15 protein-coding genes are annotated in these 19252 nt (G+C 64.2%); 9 read left to right on the forward strand and 6 right to left on the reverse strand.

From position 1 onward, the window contains the following. Nucleotides 1-168: 168 nt before the first annotated feature. Complete coding sequence (gene rsgA, locus ASF04_RS07090; protein ID WP_056139430.1) at nt 169-1086, reverse strand: ribosome small subunit-dependent GTPase A; 918 nt, start codon at nt 1084-1086, stop codon at nt 169-171. Continuing rightward, on the reverse strand, nt 1083-2354 hold the full coding sequence (locus tag ASF04_RS07095) for a M48 family metallopeptidase (RefSeq protein WP_056139431.1): 1272 nt from the start codon (nt 2352-2354) through the stop codon (nt 1083-1085). Before ASF04_RS07095 ends, rsgA begins: the two co-directional genes overlap by 4 nt. A 65-nt stretch (nt 2355-2419) precedes the next feature. Here ASF04_RS07095 and orn point away from each other — a divergent pair, with 65 nt between their 5' ends. From orn to ASF04_RS07110, 3 genes are all read left to right on the forward strand, one after another. Continuing rightward, nucleotides 2420-3016 carry an oligoribonuclease gene (gene orn / locus ASF04_RS07100; RefSeq protein WP_026637844.1) on the forward strand — a complete coding sequence of 199 codons (597 nt, stop codon included), beginning with the start codon at nt 2420-2422 and terminating at the stop codon, nt 3014-3016. Further along, nucleotides 3016-4047: a DUF1176 domain-containing protein gene (locus ASF04_RS07105; RefSeq protein ID WP_056139433.1), complete on the forward strand. Its 1032-nt coding sequence runs from the start codon at nt 3016-3018 to the stop codon at nt 4045-4047. The genes orn and ASF04_RS07105 overlap by 1 nt, the downstream gene beginning before the upstream one ends. Before the next feature lie 75 nt (nt 4048-4122). Beyond that, on the forward strand, nt 4123-5001 hold the full coding sequence (locus tag ASF04_RS07110; protein WP_056139435.1) for an alpha/beta hydrolase: 879 nt from the start codon (nt 4123-4125) through the stop codon (nt 4999-5001). A gap of 15 nt (nt 5002-5016) precedes the next feature. Here ASF04_RS07110 and ASF04_RS07115 read toward each other — a convergent pair whose 3' ends face one another. Together ASF04_RS07115 and ASF04_RS07120 are read right to left on the reverse strand one after the other, a co-directional pair. Continuing rightward, nucleotides 5017-6348, reverse strand: coding sequence for an Nramp family divalent metal transporter (locus tag ASF04_RS07115; RefSeq protein WP_156368564.1), 1332 nt, complete (start codon nt 6346-6348; stop codon nt 5017-5019). A 68-nt stretch (nt 6349-6416) separates the two neighbouring features. Further along, on the reverse strand, nt 6417-7112 hold the full coding sequence (locus ASF04_RS07120; protein WP_056139440.1) for a UPF0149 family protein: 696 nt from the start codon (nt 7110-7112) through the stop codon (nt 6417-6419). 157 nt (nt 7113-7269) lie between these two features. On the opposite strand from ASF04_RS07120, the gene ASF04_RS07125 reads away from it, so the two are divergent. After that, nucleotides 7270-8289, forward strand: coding sequence for a serine/threonine protein kinase (locus ASF04_RS07125; protein ID WP_229204960.1), 1020 nt, complete (start codon nt 7270-7272; stop codon nt 8287-8289). 119 nt (nt 8290-8408) lie between these two features. Then, nucleotides 8409-10748: a hypothetical protein gene (locus ASF04_RS07130; protein WP_056139444.1), complete on the forward strand. Its 2340-nt coding sequence runs from the start codon at nt 8409-8411 to the stop codon at nt 10746-10748. Between the two features lie 52 nt (nt 10749-10800). On the opposite strand, the gene ASF04_RS07135 is transcribed toward ASF04_RS07130, so the two are convergent. Together ASF04_RS07135 and ASF04_RS07140 are read right to left on the reverse strand one after the other, a co-directional pair. Further along, the gene (locus ASF04_RS07135) at nt 10801-11169 is read right to left on the reverse strand and encodes a hypothetical protein (RefSeq protein WP_019924874.1); all 369 of its coding nucleotides are present in this window, start codon (nt 11167-11169) and stop codon (nt 10801-10803) included. Nucleotides 11170-11206: 37 nt separating this feature from the next. Then, nucleotides 11207-12289 (reverse strand): DUF475 domain-containing protein, encoded by a 1083-nt coding sequence (locus ASF04_RS07140; protein WP_056139446.1) that lies wholly within the window; start codon nt 12287-12289, stop codon nt 11207-11209. A gap of 141 nt (nt 12290-12430) precedes the next feature. Between ASF04_RS07140 and ASF04_RS07145 the strand changes: the two genes are divergently transcribed. The 4 genes from ASF04_RS07145 to ASF04_RS07160 all read left to right on the forward strand — a co-directional run bounded on the left by ASF04_RS07145 (nt 12431) and on the right by ASF04_RS07160 (nt 19196). Beyond that, nucleotides 12431-12850 carry a divergent PAP2 family protein gene (locus ASF04_RS07145; protein ID WP_056139447.1) on the forward strand — a complete coding sequence of 140 codons (420 nt, stop codon included), beginning with the start codon at nt 12431-12433 and terminating at the stop codon, nt 12848-12850. 252 nt (nt 12851-13102) lie between these two features. After that, on the forward strand, nt 13103-14272 hold the full coding sequence (locus ASF04_RS07150) for an efflux RND transporter periplasmic adaptor subunit (protein ID WP_056139449.1): 1170 nt from the start codon (nt 13103-13105) through the stop codon (nt 14270-14272). Nucleotides 14273-14278: 6 nt separating this feature from the next. Continuing rightward, a complete protein-coding gene (locus ASF04_RS07155; RefSeq protein WP_056139452.1) occupies nt 14279-17536 on the forward strand; it encodes an efflux RND transporter permease subunit in 3258 nt (1085 codons plus the stop codon). A gap of 238 nt (nt 17537-17774) precedes the next feature. Beyond that, a complete protein-coding gene (locus tag ASF04_RS07160; protein ID WP_056139454.1) occupies nt 17775-19196 on the forward strand; it encodes an OmpP1/FadL family transporter in 1422 nt (473 codons plus the stop codon). Nucleotides 19197-19252 lie beyond the last annotated feature (56 nt).

Consider the following 19252-nt stretch of genomic DNA (forward strand, 5'->3'; position numbering starts at 1 on the left):
CCTCGCGCCTTGCCCCCGCTACCGATACATCGCAATCTGCCGCCTCATCCCTACTGGGATAGGTTCTTGCCTGCCGCGCAGCGAGGGTGGGGCTGCCTGCGTTGGTATTGCCATCGAGAATTATAGACTGCAAACACGGCCCGTGCGCAAGTCGCGATTGTTGTTGGATCAGTACAGGGTTTGCGACGATTCGTGCAACAGTTGGCCGTACAACGTATGGCGCATGCGGGCGATCTTGCCTTCCGCGACTGCCGCCAGCACCGCGCACTGCGGTTCGATCAGGTGGCGGCAGTTGTAGAATTTGCAGTGGCCCAGGTAGGGCGCGAATTCGACGAAGGCGCGTTCGAGCATGCCCTCGGTCAAATGGTAGAGGCCGAATTCCTGGAAACCGGGCGAATCGATGATGGCCGTGCCTGCGCCCAGTTCGGGCAACTGGTAAAGGCGGGTGAAGGTCGTGGTGTGCTTGCCGGTATCGAGCGCGGCCGAGATTTCGCGCACGGCGATGTCGGCGTCGGGCACCAGCAGGTTGATCAGCGACGACTTGCCCATGCCGGACTGGCCGATCAGGATCGACGACTGGCCCGCCATCAGCGGTTGCAGGATCGCCACCGCTTCCTCGGGCCGGGCCGTGGCCGAGACCTCGTGCACCGGGTAGCCGAGCGAGCCGTAGGCAGCCACCCGTTCGCGCGTGCGCGGCAGCGCTGCTGCCACGTCGGTCTTGTTGAGGATCAGGTGGGCCTTGATGCCGGCCGCCTCGGCCGCCACCAGCGAGCGCGAGACCAGGTCGTCGGCAAAGCCCGGCTCGGTCGCTACCACGACGAACAACTGCGTCAGGTTGGCGGCCAGCAGTTTCGACTTGTACTGGTCGGAGCGGTAGAGCAGGGTGCTGCGTTCCTCGATCTTGTCGATCACGCCCTGGTCGTTGGACGTGGTGGTGATCTGCACGATGTCGCCGACGGCAACGTTGGTTTTCTTGCCGCGCGTAACGCATTGCAGCTTGCGGCCATCGGCTTCGGCCAGGTAGTGGCGGCCGTGGGCGGCGATGATGGTTGCCGTCAGTTTTTGTTGGAGTTTTGGGTTGTTCATGAAGCCGCAGCCAAATTGAGTTGTCGAATCCGCACGCTCGCCGGCGGGTGGGTATCGTAGAAGGCCGAGTGCAGCGGATCGGGAGTAAGGGTGGACGCGTTGTCTTCGTACATTTTGACCAGCGCCGACACCAGGTCGCGCGCGGCAGTATGTTGGGCGGCAAAGGCGTCCGCTTCGAATTCGTGCTTGCGCGAGCTGATCGAGGTCAGCGGTCCGAACAGGAATGTAAACACCGGCAGCACCAGCATGAACAGCAGCAGCACCATGGCATCGTTGGTCTGGCCGGGCAGCGCCAGCGGATCGACCCCGAGGCCGGTGTAGAACCACACCTGGTTTTTCAGGTAACCGAGCAGCGCCAGGAAGCCGAGCGAAATGGCAAACATCATCGTGATGCGCTTGACGATGTGCTTGAGCTTGAAGTGGCCGAGTTCGTGCGCCAGCACCGCCTCGATCTCGTGCGGTTGCAGGCGCGCGAGCAGGGTGTCGAAGAAGACGATGCGTTTATGGGCGCCGAAGCCGGAAAAATAGGCGTTGCCGTGGGCGCTGCGTTTCGAGCCGTCCATCACGAACAGGCCCTTGGAAGCGAAGCCCACGCGCGTCATCAGTCCCTCGATGCGGTCCTTGAGCGACTGGTCGGCCAGCGGCGTGAACTTGTTGAAGAGCGGCGCGATCACGGTGGGGAACAGCACCATCATCAACAGCTGGAAGCCGCTCCACACCAGCCAGGCGTAGAACCACCACAGCGCGCCCGATTTATCCATCAGCGTCAGCACCACCCACACCAGCGGCAGGCCGATGGCCGTGCCCAGCGCTGCGCCCTTGAGCAGGTCGGCAAAGAACAGGCCGCGCGTCATCTTGTTGAAGCCGAAGCGCTGCTCGAGCTTGAACTGTTTATAGTAATCGAACGGCACGTCGATCACGCCCGAGATCAGCGCAAACGCCGCCAGCAGCGCCAGCTGGTACACCATGCCGGGGCCGGTGATCTGAAAAATCTGTTCCGACAGCCACTGCAGGCCGCCAAACAGGGTAAAGCCGATCAGCACCACGGTGTTGACCAGCAGCGCCAGCAGGCCGAACTTGGTACGGGCTACCGTGTAGTCGGCGGCCTTCTGGTGGGCGGCGAGCGGGATGCGCTCGGCAAATTCGGCCGGCACGGCGTTGCGGTGCGCCAGCACATGGCGGATCTGGCGCGAGGCCAGCCAGAAGCGCACGATCAGCGTCAAAACGATGAAAGACACAAACAAAATCGAAAACGCGAGGGTATACATTCTATGCCTGTGAGAAAATGGCGGATTCGGATTACTATCGGCTGTAATGAGGCCAAGAGAGAATTATGTCACAAGCTAATGATTTGCCAGAAGGTTCCGCCCCGGCGGTGATCACCCCGCGCCAGAACGAGATGAACCTGGTCTGGGTCGATATGGAAATGACCGGCCTGGAGCCGGACACCGACCGCATCATCGAAGTGGCCGTGATCGTCACCGACATGCACCTGAACGTGCTGGCCGAAGGCCCGGTGCTGGTGATCCACCAAAGCGACGAAGTGCTCAACGGCATGGATGCCTGGAACAAGGGCACCCACGGCCGCTCGGGCCTGATCGACAAGGTCAAGGCGTCCACCGTGACCGAAGCGCAAGCCGAAGAGCAGATCATCGCCTTCATGAAGCAATGGGTGCCAAAAGGCAAAGCGCCTATGTGCGGCAACACCATTGGCCAGGACCGCCGTTTCATGGTGCGCTACATGCCCAAGCTTGAAGCGTATTTCCATTATCGCAACATCGACGTCTCGACCCTGAAAGAACTGGGCAAGCGCTGGGCGCCGGCCATGGTCTCCGGTTTCAAGAAGCACCAGATGCACACGGCGCTGGCCGACATCGTCGAGTCGATCGAAGAACTCAAGTACTACCGCGAGCACTTCATCAAGCTGTGATGATCAACCCCCGCTACGCACCGGCCCTGGCGCTGGCGCTCGTTTGCGGCGCCGCCCATGCCAGCGCCAGCGCGGGCCACTTCACGTTCAAGGACTGGGAAGTGGCGTGCGATAACACGCGCCGCTGCGAGGCGGCCGGTTACCAGAAGGAAGACGCGGCCGAACCGGTAGTGCTGGCGCTGGCGCGCGATGCCGGCGCCACGGCGCCCGTGTCGCTCAAGCTCTCGCCCTATACCGACGATGACGCCAAGCTCGGGCCCTTGACCGTGCAGGTCGGCCAGACCACGGTGCGCGGCCTGCGCGCCGACGCGGAGCTCACGCCCGAACAGGTGGCCAGGCTGCTGCCGCTGCTGCTCAATGCCGACTCGGCCAAGGTCAGCGCTGGCAAGCGCACCTGGACCCTGTCGCTGGCCGGCCTCAAGGCCGCGCTGCTCAAGCTCGACGACGTGCAGGGCAGGGTGGGTACGCCCACCGCGCTGGCCATGCCCGGCGCCAAGCCAGCCAGTGCCGCGCTGCCGCCGCTCCCGGCGCCGCAAGTAAAACAACTGCCCGCTGTCGCCACCCGCAAGGAAGACGGCAAGCTTCTGCCGCTGATCGTCAAGACCCTCAGGCACGGCGGCTGCGAAAGCCCGGTCGACATTGCGGACGGCGAGCGCCAGAACGAACTCCACCGGCTGTCGGCCAGCCAGGTGCTGCTGGTGCTCGAATGCGGACGCGGCGCTTACCAGTCCAGTTTCGAGCTGTGGACCGCCAGCGACAAGGCGCCGTATGCGCCAAAACCGGTCAATCTGCCAGACGCCAATGGCCGCCATGACGCGTACCTGATGAATCCCGGCTTCGACAACAACCAGCTGTCGAGCTTTGGCAAGGGACGCGGCATCGGCGACTGCAACGTCGCGGCCACGTGGGCGTGGACCGCCGCCGGCTTCCAGCTGATCGAGGCCTCGTCCGGGCAATTGTGCCGTGGCATCCCCGGCGGCTATCCGCTGCGCGATTACACGGCCACCGTCATTCATCCGGCCGGCAAGTAACTCCGTGTATCGGCGCACTGTGCCGGGTACGGGCGCGCGGTAGAGTAGGGATATTGCAACCAATACCGCCAGATCATGCCACGCCTCTCCCGTACTGTCCTCATCACCCTGGTGCCCGTAGTGCTGGCGCTGAGCGTGGTTGCCTGTTCGCCGCTGGGCACCCTCAACGCGCTCACGCCTGCCAGTGAGTCAGAGCGCACCGAGAGCCTGTCCTACGGCGACCACCCGCGCCAGAAACTCGATGTGTACCGGCCCCTGATTGCGCACGGCGCGGCGCCGGTCGTGGTGTTCTTCTATGGCGGCAACTGGGTGTCCGGGGAGCGCGCCGACTATGCATTCATCGGCCGCTCACTGGCCGCGCACGGCATCGTTACCGTGGTGGCCGATTACCGCCTGTACCCGCAAGTGCGTTACCCCGATTTTTTGAATGACGCGGCGCAGGCAGTGGCCTGGGCCAGGCGCCACGCGGCGCAGTACGGCGGCGATCCACAGCGGCTGTTCGTGATGGGCCACAGCGCCGGCGCCTACAACGCCGCCATGGTGGCGCTCGATCCGCGCTGGCTGGCGGCGCAAGACATGACTCCGGCCGACCTGCGCGGCTGGATCGGCCTGGCCGGCCCCTACGATTTCCTGCCGGTTGAAAACACGACGACCAGGCCGGTGTTCCACTTCCCGGACACGCCGTCCGATTCGCAACCGGTACGCCACGTGTCCAGACAGTCGCCACCGGCGCTGCTGATCGCCGCCCGCAGCGACAGCCTGGTCAACCCGCAACGCAACACCGGCCACCTGGCCGAGGCCCTGCGCGCGCAGCAGGTGCCGGTCAGGGAGCTGTACTACGACCGCGTCAGCCACACCACCCTGATCGCCTCGGTCGCCGCCCCGCTGCGCTGGCTGGCGCCGACGCTGGAGGATGTGGCGGGGTATGTGCTGGCGGCTCAAGCACGAGACTAGATAGTCTACAAGCCATCACCCCGCCACCGCCTGCCACACCAGCCACACATTCGCCGCCGAAATCACCACGAACAGCAGCCACGCCAGCGTGGTGGTCCACCAGGCGTTGACGAAGTCGCCCATGATGCGGCGTTGCGAGGTCAGGCTGATCAGCGGGTACATGGCGAACGGCAGTTGCAGGCTCAGGACCACCTGGCTCAGCACCAGCAGCTTGCCCACCGAGTGTTCGCCCAGCGTCAGCACGCCGATCATGGCCGGGATCAGCGCCAGGCCGCGCGTGAGCAGGCGCCGCTGCCAGCACGGGATCTTCATTTTCAAAAAGCCTTCCATGATCACCTGGCCGGCGATCGTGCCGGTAAAGGTGGAACTTTGACCGGAAGCGAGCAGCGCCAGGCCGAACAGGATGGCGGCCAGCGCGGTGCCGGCCACGGGCGCGAGCAACTGGTAGGCGTCGTCGATGTCGAGCACGCGCGTGTTGCCGGGTTCGTAGAAGGCTGCAGCGGCCACCACCAGGATGGCGCCATTGATCAGCAACGCCAGCAGCAGCGAAATGATGGTGTCGATGCGCGACAGGCCGATGGCTTCCTGTTTCGCGGCGGGCGTGGGCAACACCACCCGGGTTTGCACCACCGACGAATGCAGGTACAGGTTGTGCGGCATTACCGTCGCGCCAAGGATGCCGATGGCGAGATACAGCGGCTCGCGCTGCGACAGGGTTTGCATCGACGGCACCAGGCCGGCGGCTACGGCCTGCCAGTCGGGCTTGACGAAAATGAGCTCGGCCACCAGGCACACGGCCACCGTCAGGATCAACCCCAGCACAATCGCTTCGATCTGGCGGAAGCCCTTGCCTTTCAAACCCAAAATAATCAGGGTGTCGAGCGCGGTCAGCGCCACACCCACCGGCAGCGATACGCCCAACAGCAGCTTGAACGCCAGCGCACACCCTAAGACTTCGGCCAGGTCGCAGGCGATGATCGAGATCTCGGCAAAGCCCCACAGGGTTTTGGCGACCGGCGGCTTGTACTGCTCGCGGCAATGCACGGCCAGATCCTTGCCGGTGACGATGCCCAGGCGCATGCTCAGGCATTGCAGCACGATGGCGGCCAGGCTCGACAGCACCACCACGTACAGCAACTGGTAGCCGAACTGCGAACCGCCCTGGATCGCCGTGGCCCAGTTGCCCGGATCCATGTAGCCGACCGAGACCAGCAAGCCGGGACCGGCAAAGCGCAGGACTTTTTTCCAATAGGGATCGTCCGCCGTGACCGCAACGGTACCGGCAACTTCGGACGGACAGAACGGCGCAGTGGCCGTGGAGGGGAGTTTGAACGGCAGGGAGAACATGGGCATCCTGATTAAGATGCCCATTTTACTGGAACGGATGAGGCAGCGCCCCAACCGAACGCAGTGGCTTATTCAGCCGCGCCGTCGTTACCGTGGCATTTCTTGTACTTCTTGCCACTGCCGCAAGGGCATTCGTCGTTACGGCCCACTTTCGGTTCGTCGCGCTTGACGGTTTCCACGGCGGCCTTGCGACGTGGTACCCAGAACTTGTGGATGGCCGGCAGGTTCGCTTCCAGTTCCAACGCCAGTTTATGGGCCTTGACCGGGTCTTCCACCAGCGCCAGTTCGTCCTCTTCGATCTCGTCGGCGCCCAGCAGGTAGATCGGTTTCATCAGTTCCGGCAGTTCGGTGAAGATGGCGTCCCACGAACCGGGGCGCAAGTCCATGCCTTCCCAGAAGCCCCAGCACCAGGCTTCGGCGTCGATCAGGGTCTGGCCTTCGTGCTCGTGCTCGACGAACAGTGCTTCGAATTCTTTCGGCGCCACTTCGAACGTCACCAGCACTTCGTTCATGAAGCGCATGATCAGCTCGAGGATGCGTTCCTCTTCCTTGGCGTGCTTGAAGGTTGGAACGTCGGTCGCTTCCTTGCCCCAGACTTTTTTCAGCCATTCGGCGGGCATCACGGTTTCCGGGCCGATGGCGATGGCCGTCAGGTAGCCGTGCAGGATGTCCATTGTCATCGCATCTTCAGGGCTGCGGTCGGACAACAGGAAACTGTCCAGTTCGTCGAATTCTTTGTCGCTCAGTGGCTGGTCGAGTTGCATTTTTATCTTTCTGGTGCTTTTGCTTGGAAGGCGACAGTATACACGCCGCGCCACGTACAATGACGCCATGAGCCAACAAACCCCAGATTACAACGACGCTGACGAAGCGGCAGCCGACGCTGCCGCCGATGCGCGCGCCGCAGCCCTGCTGGCCGCCATGGCCGATCCGATCGACGCCGACAGCCCTGCAACCGCCGCCGCAGCGCCGCACCCCTACGCCGCCCTCGACCCCTCGTGCGTGCTTGATGCACTGGAAAGCATCGGCCTGCGCGGTGACGGCCGCCTGCTGGCGCTTAACAGCTACGAAAACCGCGTGTACCAGGTGGGCATCGAGGACGGCAAACCGCTGGTGGCCAAGTTTTACCGCCCGGGGCGCTGGAGCGACGCCGCCATCCTCGAAGAACACGGTTTTACCGAAGAACTGGCCGCACGCGAAATTCCGGTGGTGCCGGCGCTCGCCGTCCAGGGCGCCACGCTGCACCACTTTAACGGTTTCCGCTTTGCCGTATTCGCCCGCCATGGCGGCCGCGCGCCCGAGCTCGACGCCCCGGACGTACTCGAATGGACCGGCCGCTTCATCGCCCGCATCCACGCGGTCGGCGCCATCAAGCCTTATGCACACCGCCCGGCGCTCGACATCGCCACCTTCGGCACCGAGCCGTGCGAGTTCCTGCAAACCAACCGTTTCATTCCGGCCGACCTGGCCGACGCCTACGCCAGCATTTCGCAGCAGGCACTCGATGGCGTGCGCCGCAGCTACGACCGGGCAGGCGATTTGCCGCAACTGCGCCTGCACGGCGATTGCCATGGCGGCAATGTTTTATGGACCGATGCCGGCCCCCACTTTGTCGATTTCGACGACAGCCGCATGGGCCCGGCCATCCAGGACCTGTGGATGATGTTGTCCGGCAGCCGCGCCGAGCAGGTGCGCCAGATGAGCGACATCCTGGCCGGCTACGAGGACTTTTGCGAATTCAATCCGCGCCAGCTGCACCTGGTCGAAGCGCTGCGCACCCTGCGCCTGATCCACTACTCGGCCTGGCTGGCCCGCCGCTGGGACGACCCCGCCTTCCCGGTGGCCTTCCCGTGGTTTAACACCCAGCAGTACTGGCAGGACCGCATCCTCGAGCTGCGCGAGCAGGTGGCATTGATGGACGAGCCGCCGCTGCCAATCTAAATAGGGAAATAGCGGGCTTTTCCCGCTCTGCTTGCCATTCGGCCGGCCATCGCGCTGCTCGATAATGACTGTTCAGAAGTCCCGGTGTGGATCGGGACATACCGTCAGCGAGAACTCTCATGCAAGCACAATTGGCCCCCAGCGATACCGTTGAACACGACAGCGCCACCTTCACGTCCCTGTCCTACACGCTGCCCAAGATTTCGCTGCACGACGATGTGATCGACGCCCGCGAACCGGCGCCCGCCGTCAACGCCCCGCGCGCCGCCATGGAAATGAAGGCCATCCAGGAAGCCATCGCCCGCGTGGAAGCGGAAGCGAAAGCCGCCTGCGCCGCCGAAAACCGCGCCCACGCCGAGTCGCGCGCCCGCGCGCTGGCCGAGGACCGCGCCGCCATGGATGCCGCTGCTGCCGCCGCCGCCCAGCAAAATGCGCAGGCATCCGAAGACGCGATTGCCGCCAACCGCGACCGCCTTGAATCGCTGCGCGCTGCCGCCCAGGCCAGCGTGGCCCGGCTGGACGCCGTGAAACAGGAAACCGCCGAACTGCGCGCGCGCGTGGAAGCGGACAACCTGATCCGCCAGGCCGCCGAACAGCGCGCCCGCGCCGAAAACGAAAGCCGCAAGCGCGCCTCCGAGCAGATCGCCGTCGAATCGGAGCTGGCCGCACAGGCCGCGCGCGCCGCCGACGAACTGGAAGTGGAAACCGAACAAGCGCGCCTGCAAGCGGTCGAACGCGTGGCTGCCGTGCAAGCGGCCAAGGACCAGGTGGTGGGCATCGCCAGTGCCGATGCCCGCATGGCCACCCTGGCGCGCGAACGCGAACGCCACGCCCACTCGGCGCGCCAGACCGCGCAGATGCTGGCCGAAGCGGAATCCGAAGCGCTGGACCTGACCGTGCAGCGCGAACGCGCCGACAAGATCGCGCTGGAATCGGCCTTCAACCGCGCCGCCGCCGAAGTGCGGGCGCTGGAAGAAGCACGCGCGCTGGCCCACCTGGAGCAGGAGCGCGAACAGATCGCCCTGGCCAAGGCCGAATCCGATCGCAGCGCCGCCCAGTCGCTGCACCTGCGCCTGCAAACCGAAAAGGAAATCCGCGACGCCGCCCTCAACCGCGAACGCCTGGAGATGGTGGCCGCCGCCAGCGCCCAGGCCCGCCGCGAAGCGGACGCCCGCATCATGGCTGCCACCGAAGCCCGCATCGAAGCCGACAACCAGCTGCGTGCCGTGGCGCTGGCCCGGGTGCAGGCCGAACAGGAAGCGGAACTCGATACCCACGCCCGCGTCGAAGCCGAAGCGCGTGCGCTCGATGAAGCCAAGCTGCGCCAGGCCAGCGATCTCGCTGCCGCCGAAGCGGCCCGCGTGCAAGCCGAGGAACACCAGCGCGCTGCCGCCCTGGCCGACGAACGCGCCGCCCTGGCGCGCACCGCCGCCGAACTGGCCGCCAGCCAGAACCAGGCCGAAGAACAGGAAGCGGCCACGCTGGCGCTGCATGCCGACGCCCTGGCCGAAGCCAGCGAGCTGGCCCGGCAGCGCGCCGCCCAGGCGCAAGCCGCGCTGCAAGCCGAACAACAACGCGCGGCCGACGAACAGCAGGCCTTGACCGCGCTGCGCGCCAAGCTGGCGGCCGAGCAGGGCGCCCAGGAAGCCGCGCGCCAGCGCACCGCCGCCGAACAGCAGCAAACCGAGGCATTGCGCGCGCAGCAGGCTGCCGAACAGCGTCTGGCCGCCGTTGCCGACGCCGAAGCGGAAGCGGCGCGCCAGCTGGCCGCGCAAGTATCGCTGGAAGCCGATCAGAAGGCAGTTGCCGCCCGCGCGCTGGAAGCGCAGGCGCGCCTGGCCGTGGAACTGGGCGTGGTGCACGCCGAGCGCGCCAAAGTGGAGCAGGAAAAGGCCGCCGCCGCCGAGGCCCTCTTGGCAGCGGAGCAGGCGTTCGTGACTGCCGAGCGCGAGTCGCTGGCGTTGATCAACCAGAAACTCACGCAGCAGCGCATCACCAATGCGGCGGAAGTGAAGGCGTCGCAGGCGATTGCCGGCCGCCTGGAAGCGGAGCAGGCCGTGGCCGACGCAGCGCGCCAGCGCGCCGAAGCGGAAGAGGCGCAACTGGCAGCAGCGCGCCAGCGCGCCGAGGCCGAGGAAGCGCAGCTGGCCGCCGTGCGCGAGCGCGAGCAGCAGGAACTGGCCGCGCTGGCGGCCGTGTCGGACAAGCTGGTGGCGCAGCAAGCCCTGCTGCAGGCAGCCAAGGCCCACGCCGAGATGCAGCGCAAGGTGGCCGACACCACGGCAGCGATGACGGCAGCCAAACAGCAGATGGTGGAACTGGAAACGCGCCGTTACGGCGCCGCACAAAAGGTGCTGGCCAAGCTGACCATGACCGAAGGCGGGGTGGTGGAGACGCTCGATGCTGCCCGTGCCCGCAAGGAAGCGCGGATGGTGCAGCCAGTGTGGCGGGCGCGGTAAGCAAACCGGATTCCCGCGTGCGCGGGAATCCAGGTGGGTAACGTTACGGTTGTTACGGTTGGACCGTCACTTTCGTCACAAAATATTCACTCTCGCCGAAACACTGCGTCGGCACGCCCCGGTGCTGGGCATAGCCGAGCACCACGCGCTTGCCGATGGCAGCCGACAACTCCTTGGCTACCGCTTCTTCGCGCGTGCTGAAGAAGAATTTCTCCGGAATCGCGCCTGGCATCGACGTCAGCAGGATTTCTCCCTCCCAGGTCTTGCAGAACCAGCCCACGCGCGAGAACTTTTGCAGGTAACCAGCCCTTTCGCCATCCGAGTAGGACACATTGAGCATGGTCCAGGTATAGGCGGCAAAAGCAAGCATGGCGACGATCACCAAGCCGATAAAGTACAGCAACACGCGTTTCGATTTCATGGATGGGCAGTCAAGTTAAGCAAGATTGGGAATCTTATCACGCAGCGTGCTGCCGTTTATAACGGATTGATGACCACAGCGAGATCAGGATGAACGCCACGCCCGACAAGCCGGTAAACCACTCGGGAATATGGTATTTCACGCTGGTGAGCATGATCAGCGCCAGGATGCCGATGGCATAGTGGGCGCCGTGTTCCAGGTAAACATACTCGTCCAGCGTGCCCTTGTGCACCAAAAATACCGTCAGCGACCGCACGAACATGGCGCCGATGGCCAGGCCCAGCATGATGATCACCACGTCCTTGGTGATGGCAAAGGCGCCGATCACGCCGTCAAAGCTGAACGACGCGTCCAGCACTTCCAGGTACAGGAAGCCGCCGATGCTGCCGCGCGCCACCGTGCCGACCACGGCGCCGACGCCGTTCTTGCTGCCGACACCGGATTCGGTGGTATCGCCATCTTCGGCATCGGTCGGCCCGTCCTGTTCCAGCAGGTCGGACAGCCACGATACCGCCAGGTACACCACCACGCCGACCACGCCGGCGGTCAGCACGCTCAGCTTGTCTTTCTCCGGCACCATCGTCATGCAGCCGAACACGGCAGCGAGGGTGAGCAGCACGGCCAGGCCGCCGGTGCCGATCGCACCGAGTTTTTCCTCGATCCAGCCCAGCCAGTGGTGTTCCTTTTCCTCGTCGAACAGGAAGTTGAGGAAGACCAGCAGCAGGAAGGCGCCACCGAAGGCGGCGACCTGGGCATGCGCCTCGGTCAGGTGGCGCGAATACTCGTCGGGAGTGGTGGTGGCCATGGTCCAGACGTCAAACAGGCCCAGGCCGGTGGCGACCGAGACGATCAGCAGCGGAAACACCAGCCGCATGCCAAACACGGCCACCAGGATGCCGACCGTGAGGAACAGCTTGCGCCAGAATTCGTTCCAGTGGCGCAGCACGGACGCGTTGACCACCGCGTTGTCGAACGACAGCGAGACTTCCATCACGCCCAGCACGGCGCAAATCCACAGCGCCGAGAGCATGCCGGCGCTGCCGCCATGATTGAAACCCCACCAGCCGGCCAGGCCCATGAGAATGAAGGTGACTGCAAAGGAAACACCAAAGTGCCGCATATTGTTCTTCTTGGAAGTTTAGGGATGAAGCAATTCTAGCCGAGATGTAGAAGGACAGGCATCATTGCTGGGCCGCTGTGTGTGGTTCTGCGATAATTGCGCCACAAAAATTTACGCCACAACAATTCAAAGGATTATCGGATGGATATCGCGTATCTCGTCACTCCCCTCATTACCTGGATCACCGTGGGCCCGATCAAGTTCCTGATCAACAGCGCCAAGGCGCGCCAGTGGGCGTTCAACCTGGTCGGTAACGGCGGCTTTCCCAGCAACCACAGCGCAGTCGTCTCCAGCATGGCCACCCTGATCGCGCTGCGCGAGGGCATTGGCCACCCGGCCTTCGGCGTGGCGGTCACGCTGTGCTTCATCGTCATCATCGACGCCAACAGCCTGCGCCAGCACGTGGGCAAGCAGGCGGCCGCCATTAACCGCCTGGCCGGCAAGGATGGCGGCCACAAGTGGCTGCGCGAGCGCATGGGCCACACCCTGGTCGAAATTGCCGGTGGCCTGTGCACCGGCATCGCCATCGCCCACGTGATCAACCACTTCTTCGGCCGCTGATTCCCCTGCAGTGCCACTCGGGTTCGGCCTTCGTCCAGGGGCTGAACCCGGCATACGCGGTTGCCGGCTGCTGCCGGCTATCCGCCAAAATTCCCGCTCATCCCCCAATTTCGCAATTCAGCCACAGATTCTGCCGTCTGTCGCAGGCGCATTGACCGCTCAGGGGCAGTCAGGGATACTCTGCGCGCTGTAGTCTGTCCAAAATTCTAATTACTATTCATTACTACTTGTCCATCATCCGGAGATTTATTTATGTTGCGCAAAACCCTGCTCGCTATCGCTGTCGCTACAGCCTTGGCGGGGTGTAACAAGTCAGCCGAGGAGGCCAAGAAAAAAGAAGCGGCCGCCAAGGCTGCGAATATTACCTTGCAGGTTGCAAGCGAAGACACGCTGGTGGTGCAGTCCAGCGGCCTGGCATCGGGCCCGGTCATCACCGGTTCGATCCAGCCCGAGCGCCGCGCCGACCTGCGCGCCGAAGTGAGCGCGATCGTGCTGCAAGTGCTCAAGGAAAATGGCGAACCGGTCAAAAAGGGCGACGTACTGCTGCGCCTGGACGAGACCTCGATCCGCGATAACGTCAATTCAGCCGAGGAAGCCGCGCGCGCCGCGCAACAATCGCTGGACCAGACCCAGCGCATGCTCGAGCGCCAGACCACCTTGCGCTCGTCGGGCATGGTGTCGTCGCAGGCGCTGGAAGACGTGGAACTGCGCCGCAATACCGCCCAGAGCGAGCTGGCCGCCGCCAAGTCGCGCCTGGTCACCGCGCGCCAGCAACTGGGCCGCACCGTGGTGCGCGCGCCGTTCGACGGCATCGTCAGCGAACGCAAGGTGTCCAACGGCGACACCGCCCAGGTGGGCAAGGAACTGGTGAAAGTGATCGATCCGGCCAGCATGCGCTTCGAGGGCACGGTATCGGCCGACAAGATCGGCGTGGTCAAGGTGGGGCAGCCGGTGCTGTTCCGCGTCAACGGCTACCCGGGCCAGAACTTCGCCGGCACCGTCAAGCGCGTCGATCCGGCCGCCAATGCGGTCACCCGCCAGGTGGAAGTGCTGGTCTCGTTTGCCGGACCGGCGCAGCCGCGCGTGGCCGGCCTGTACGCGGAAGGTCGGGTCGAGGCGCAAGTCAACGCCGCGCTGACGGTGCCGCAGGCAGCGCTGGTGCAGGCCGGCGACGTCAACTACGTGTGGCGCGTGAAAAATGGCGTGATGAACAAGGCGATGCTGGGCATCGGCACCCGCGACGAGCGTACCGGTAACTGGCAGGTGCTGTCCGGCCTGGCCGCCGGCGACACCATCATGCGCGTGCCCGGCTCGAACTTCAAGGATGGCCTGAAAGTGGCGTTCATTGCGCCGAAAGTTGCCAAGCCGGCCCAGGCCGTCGCGTCGGCGCCAGCCGCCACCGTGGCAGACAAGAAGGAATAAACAGCCATGTTCTTATCGAATTTCAGTGTCAAGAAGCCGGTCGCCACGATCGTGCTGATCGTGGCCATGATGTGCCTGGGCCTGATGGCCCTGAGCAAGTTGCGGGTCAACCAGAACCCGGACGTGGAAATCCCGTTCATCATCGTCAGCATTCCATACCCGGGCGCCTCACCCGAGACGGTCGAGCGCGAGATCATCAACCGTCTGGAAAAATCGTTCCAGTCGATTACCGGCGTGACCGAGACCAACTCCACCGCGTCCGAAGGCACGGCGCGCATCCAGGTCAAGTTCGGGTTCAGCAAAAACCTGATCGAAGCGTCCGACGAGATCCGCAACGCCATCGCGGCGGTGCGCTACAAGCTGCCGATCGAGATGCGTGAGCCGATCCTGCAACGGATCGATACCTCGGCCCAGCCGGTCATGCAGCTGGCGCTGTCGTCCACTGCGCAAACCCACTCGGCCATTTCGCGCCTGGCCGAAGACAAGCTGGCCGACCGCTTCCGCGGCATCGACGGCGTGTCCTCGGTCAATATCGACGGTTCGCTCAAGCGCGAGCTCTCTGTGCTGCTCAAGGCGGAAAAGCTGCGTGAATACAATGTGTCGGTAGGCGACGTGGTCAACGCGCTGCGCAACCAGAACACCAATGCGCCGGTGGGCAAGGTGCGCGGCGAGCTGGACGAAAAAAGCATCCGCCTGGTGGGTCGCATCGAGCGTCCCGAAGACTTCCAGCAAGTGGTGATCAAGCGTAACGGCGACGACCTGGTGCGCCTGTCGCAGGTGGCCACCATCGAAGACGGCTTTGCCGAAATGAGCTCGCTCAGCGTGCGCTCGGGCAAGCCCAACGTCGGCATCTCGATTTCCCGTTCGCGCGACGCGTCCACCGTCTCGGTGGCGCACGCGGTGCGCAAGCTCACGGCCGAGATCAACAAGGAACTGCCGAAGGGTACTGCTCTGGAAATCACCCAGGACGGCGGCGAAGATGCCGAGTCCAGCCTCAACAACGTGATCGAGGCGCTGGTGTTCGGCGCCGGCCTGACCATTTTCGTGGTGTACGCGTTCCTGAACTCGTGGCGCTCGACCCTGATTACGGCGCTGTCGCTGCCCACCTCGGTGCTGGCCGCGTTCATCGGCGTGTGGCTGTGCGGCTTCACGCTCAACTTCATGACCTTGCTCGGCCTGTCGCTGGCAATCGGCGTGCTGATCGATGATGCCATCGTGGTGCGGGAAAACATCGTGCGCCACATGCAGATGGGCGCCGACCGCCGCACGGCCGCACTCAAGGGCACGGCGGAAATCGGCATGGCGGTGGCCGCCACCACGTTCTCGATCATGGCCGTGTTCATCCCGGTCGCCTTCATGCCCGGCATTACCGGCGAGTGGTTCCGGCCGTTCGCGCTGACCGTGACCTGCTCGGTGGCCGTGTCGCTCCTGATCTCGTTTACGCTCGACCCGATGTTGTCCGCGTTCTGGGGCGACCCGCCGGACCACCACACCAAGCCGCGCACCGGCATCAGCCGCGTGCTGGAACGCTTCAATATCTGGTTCGACCACCAGGCCGACCGCTACGGCCGCGTGATCGCCTGGGCATTGCGCCACCGCCGCACCATGGGCATCATCGCGGTGCTCACGTTCGTGGCCGCGATCGGCTTGCAGATGTGGAAGGGCGGCAGCAGCTTCCTGCCGGCGTCCGACTTCGGCACCATTGCTGTCGATGTGCGCACGCCGTCGTCGTCCAGCCTCGAGTATTCGCGCCTGAAACTGCAGAACGCTGCCGACATCGCCTTTACCATCAAGGAAGTCAAGCAGACCAATGCCTATGTGAATGTGGCTGGCGGCAAGATCTATGTGGACCTGGGCAAGAAAAATGAGCGTAACCGTTCCTCGGCCGAGGTGGCCAAGGAGCTGCGTGAAAAACTGGCCGGCCTGGTCGGCGCCGAATACACGGTGCAGGACGACCTGGCCAACGGCGGCGGCAAACCAGTGCAGATCCAGTTCACCGGCGCCGATTCGCGCAAGCTGATGGAAATTACCACCGATTACATGGAACGCCTGCGCAAGGTGCCCGGTGCGGTCGATGTCACGCTGTCCGAGCAGGATCCGAAGGACGAGCTGCAAATCGTGCTCAACCGTGGCTTGGCCAACTCGATGGGCATCGCTGCCGGCGACGCGGCGCAAGCGCTGCGGGTGGCGTTTGCCGGCATCGAAGTGGGCGACTGGGTGGACCCGACCGGTGAATCGCGCGACGTGGCGGTGCGCCTGGCGCCGGAAGACCGCGCCAGCGCGGAAAACATCGAACGTCTGCCGATTGCCGTGGTGGGCACCAACCAGATGGTGCCGCTCGACCAGATCGCTGCCGTCACCATGGGTAAAGGACCATCGACCATCAAGCACAAGGATGGCAAGCGCGTGATCACCGTGACCGCCAACGCCCAGGGCCGCTCGGACGGCGAAGTGACCAACGCCGCCAAGGCGCTGGCCGAGTCGATCGACTTCCCGCCCGGCTACGGCCTGTCGCTGGGCGGCGCCGGCAAGGACATGCAGGAAGTGTTCGGTGCCATGGGCATTGCGCTGCTGGCCGGCGTGGGCTTGATGTATCTGATCCTGGTGATGCAGTTCGGTTCCTTCATGGCGCCGATCGGCGTGATGCTGTCGCTGCCACTGTCGCTGATCGGCGTGGTGGTGGGCCTGCTGGTGACCGGCAGCACCCTCAACCTGATGAGCCTGATCGGGGTGATCATGCTGATGGGGTTGGTCGCCAAGAACGCCATCCTGCTGCTGGAAGCGGCCCGTACCCGCGAGGAAGAGGGCCACAGCCGCGAAGACGCGCTGATGTACGCGGGCCGCATGCGCCTGCGGCCGATCCTGATGACCACGTTCGCGCTGATCGCGGGCATGTTGCCGGTGGCGCTGGCGCTCGGTGAAGGCGGCGAGTTCTACCGTCCGATGGCGGTGGCCATCATCGGCGGCACCATCACGTCCACGTTGCTGACCTTGCTGATGGTGCCGACGTTCTACGACAGCATCGAGATCATGCGTGAAAACCTGGCCATCAAGTTCCAGCGCCGCATGGCGTACTGGGGCGCGCGCGCCGGCGGCTTCGGCCTGCCGCTGGCGGTACTGATCACGTTTGTCGAGATCGTGCTGTTCCTGGTGCTGGTGCGCTTCGTCTATCGCATGATCATGATGGCGGTGCGGATGCTGATCAACGGCACCCGTAAGGCGCCGCCTGACGATCGCGGCGATTACACCAAGAAAGTGGCCTAGGACCGGGCGCCGCATCATAAGTTGTTGTTTTCAAAAGGGGCTTCGGCCCCTTTTTGACGTTTTCAGTGCAGAGCAGGCGCTCGGTTTCAAGTGAAATATTAGGGGTTTTCCTCTAGTAACTTGACTTTCGTGCGCGGACTTCCGTCAGGTAAGCTGCTGGCCTTCCAGCACCGTAACGCCCAGCCCGGTCGGCGCGGCGCGGGAACATGACAACCCTACAATATAAAGAGACGACACCATGCAACGTAAGATTCTTCCCCTGGTCATTGCCGCCGCCGTCGGCGCGCTCTCATTCAACGCCCACGCCTCCGGCTACCGCTTCGGTTCGCAAAGCGTGTCGGCACAGGGCACGGCCGACGCCAGCGGCGCCGAAGCCAACGATCCATCGACCATTTTCTATAACCCGGCGGGCCTGTCGCGCCTGGAAGGCACGCAGATCAGTGCCGGCGCCACGTTCGTGGTGCCGCATTCGACCTATAACGATACCGGCTCGACCCGTTTCGTCGGCAGCCAGACCGGCGGCGGCAACCCGTCCGATTACGTGCCATCGGTGAAAACCGCGCCATCGATTTACGCCAGCAAGAAAATCAACGACCAGTGGACCGCCGGTATCGGCCTGTTCGTGCCGTACGGCTCCAAGCTCGACTACGGCGACACCTGGGCCGGCCGTTACGCGCTGACCGACGTGATGCTCAAGTCGGTCACCATCAATCCTTCGCTGTCGTTCAAGGTCAACGAGCGCCATGCGTTCGGCTTCGGCGTGTCGGCCGAGTTCATGAAGGCCGAGCTGGGCCAGGGCGTCGATGTGCGCGGCACCATTGCCCAGCTGCAGTCGCCAGCCAACGCGGCGCAGCGCCAGGCGCTGCTGGCCGGCATCGTTGCCGCCGGCGGCAACCCGGCGCTGCTGGCGACAGCTGGCGACGGCCATGGCTCGAACAGCGTCAAGGACTGGGGTTACGGCTTCAATCTCGGCTACATGTTCACGGTCGATGAAAGCACCCGCTTCGGCCTGTCGTACCGTTCGTCGATTGCCCACAAGCTCAAGGGCAGCACGGTGTGGGAATTCTCGAATTCGACCACCGACCCGGTCGTCAATGCCGCGCTGAAGACCGCGTCGCATCGTGTCAACTCGGCCGCGCTGGTCAAGCTGCGCACGCCGGAAACCGTATCCGGCAATATCTTCCACCAGTTCGATTCCAAGTGGGCCGGCATGGCCGACATCACCTGGTCGCGCCACAACCGCATGGGCGACCTGCTGATCGAATTCCCGGGCACGCCCGAAGGCGCCGAAGTGATCCGCCAGCAATGGAAGAACACGGTGCGCCTGTCGCTGGGCACCAGCTACGCCTACAGCGACAGCCTGACCCTGCGCGCCGGTATCGCCCACGACGAATCGCCGGTGGTCAGCGCCGAGCTGCGCCATCCAGCGCTGCCGGACAGCGACCGCGTGCAATATTCGCTGGGCGCCAAGTGGAAGCTGAACGACCGCTCGTCGATCGACATGGCGTACAGCTACCTCGACTTCAAGGATGCGCCGCTCAACTACACCAACCTGTGCAACACCTTGTCGCGCACCTGCACCGGCAACGGCGAAACCACGCGCGGCCTGTCGCAGACCCATATCTCGCTGCTGGGCCTGTCGTACAACTACAAGTTCTAAAACCAGCACTGCAATGACAAGGGGCTCCGTCTGGAGCCCCTTTTTTTTTACGGCGT

It is taken from the genome of Duganella sp. Leaf61, assembly GCF_001421905.1.
Lineage (GTDB): Bacteria > Pseudomonadota > Gammaproteobacteria > Burkholderiales > Burkholderiaceae_D > Rugamonas > Rugamonas zoogloeoides.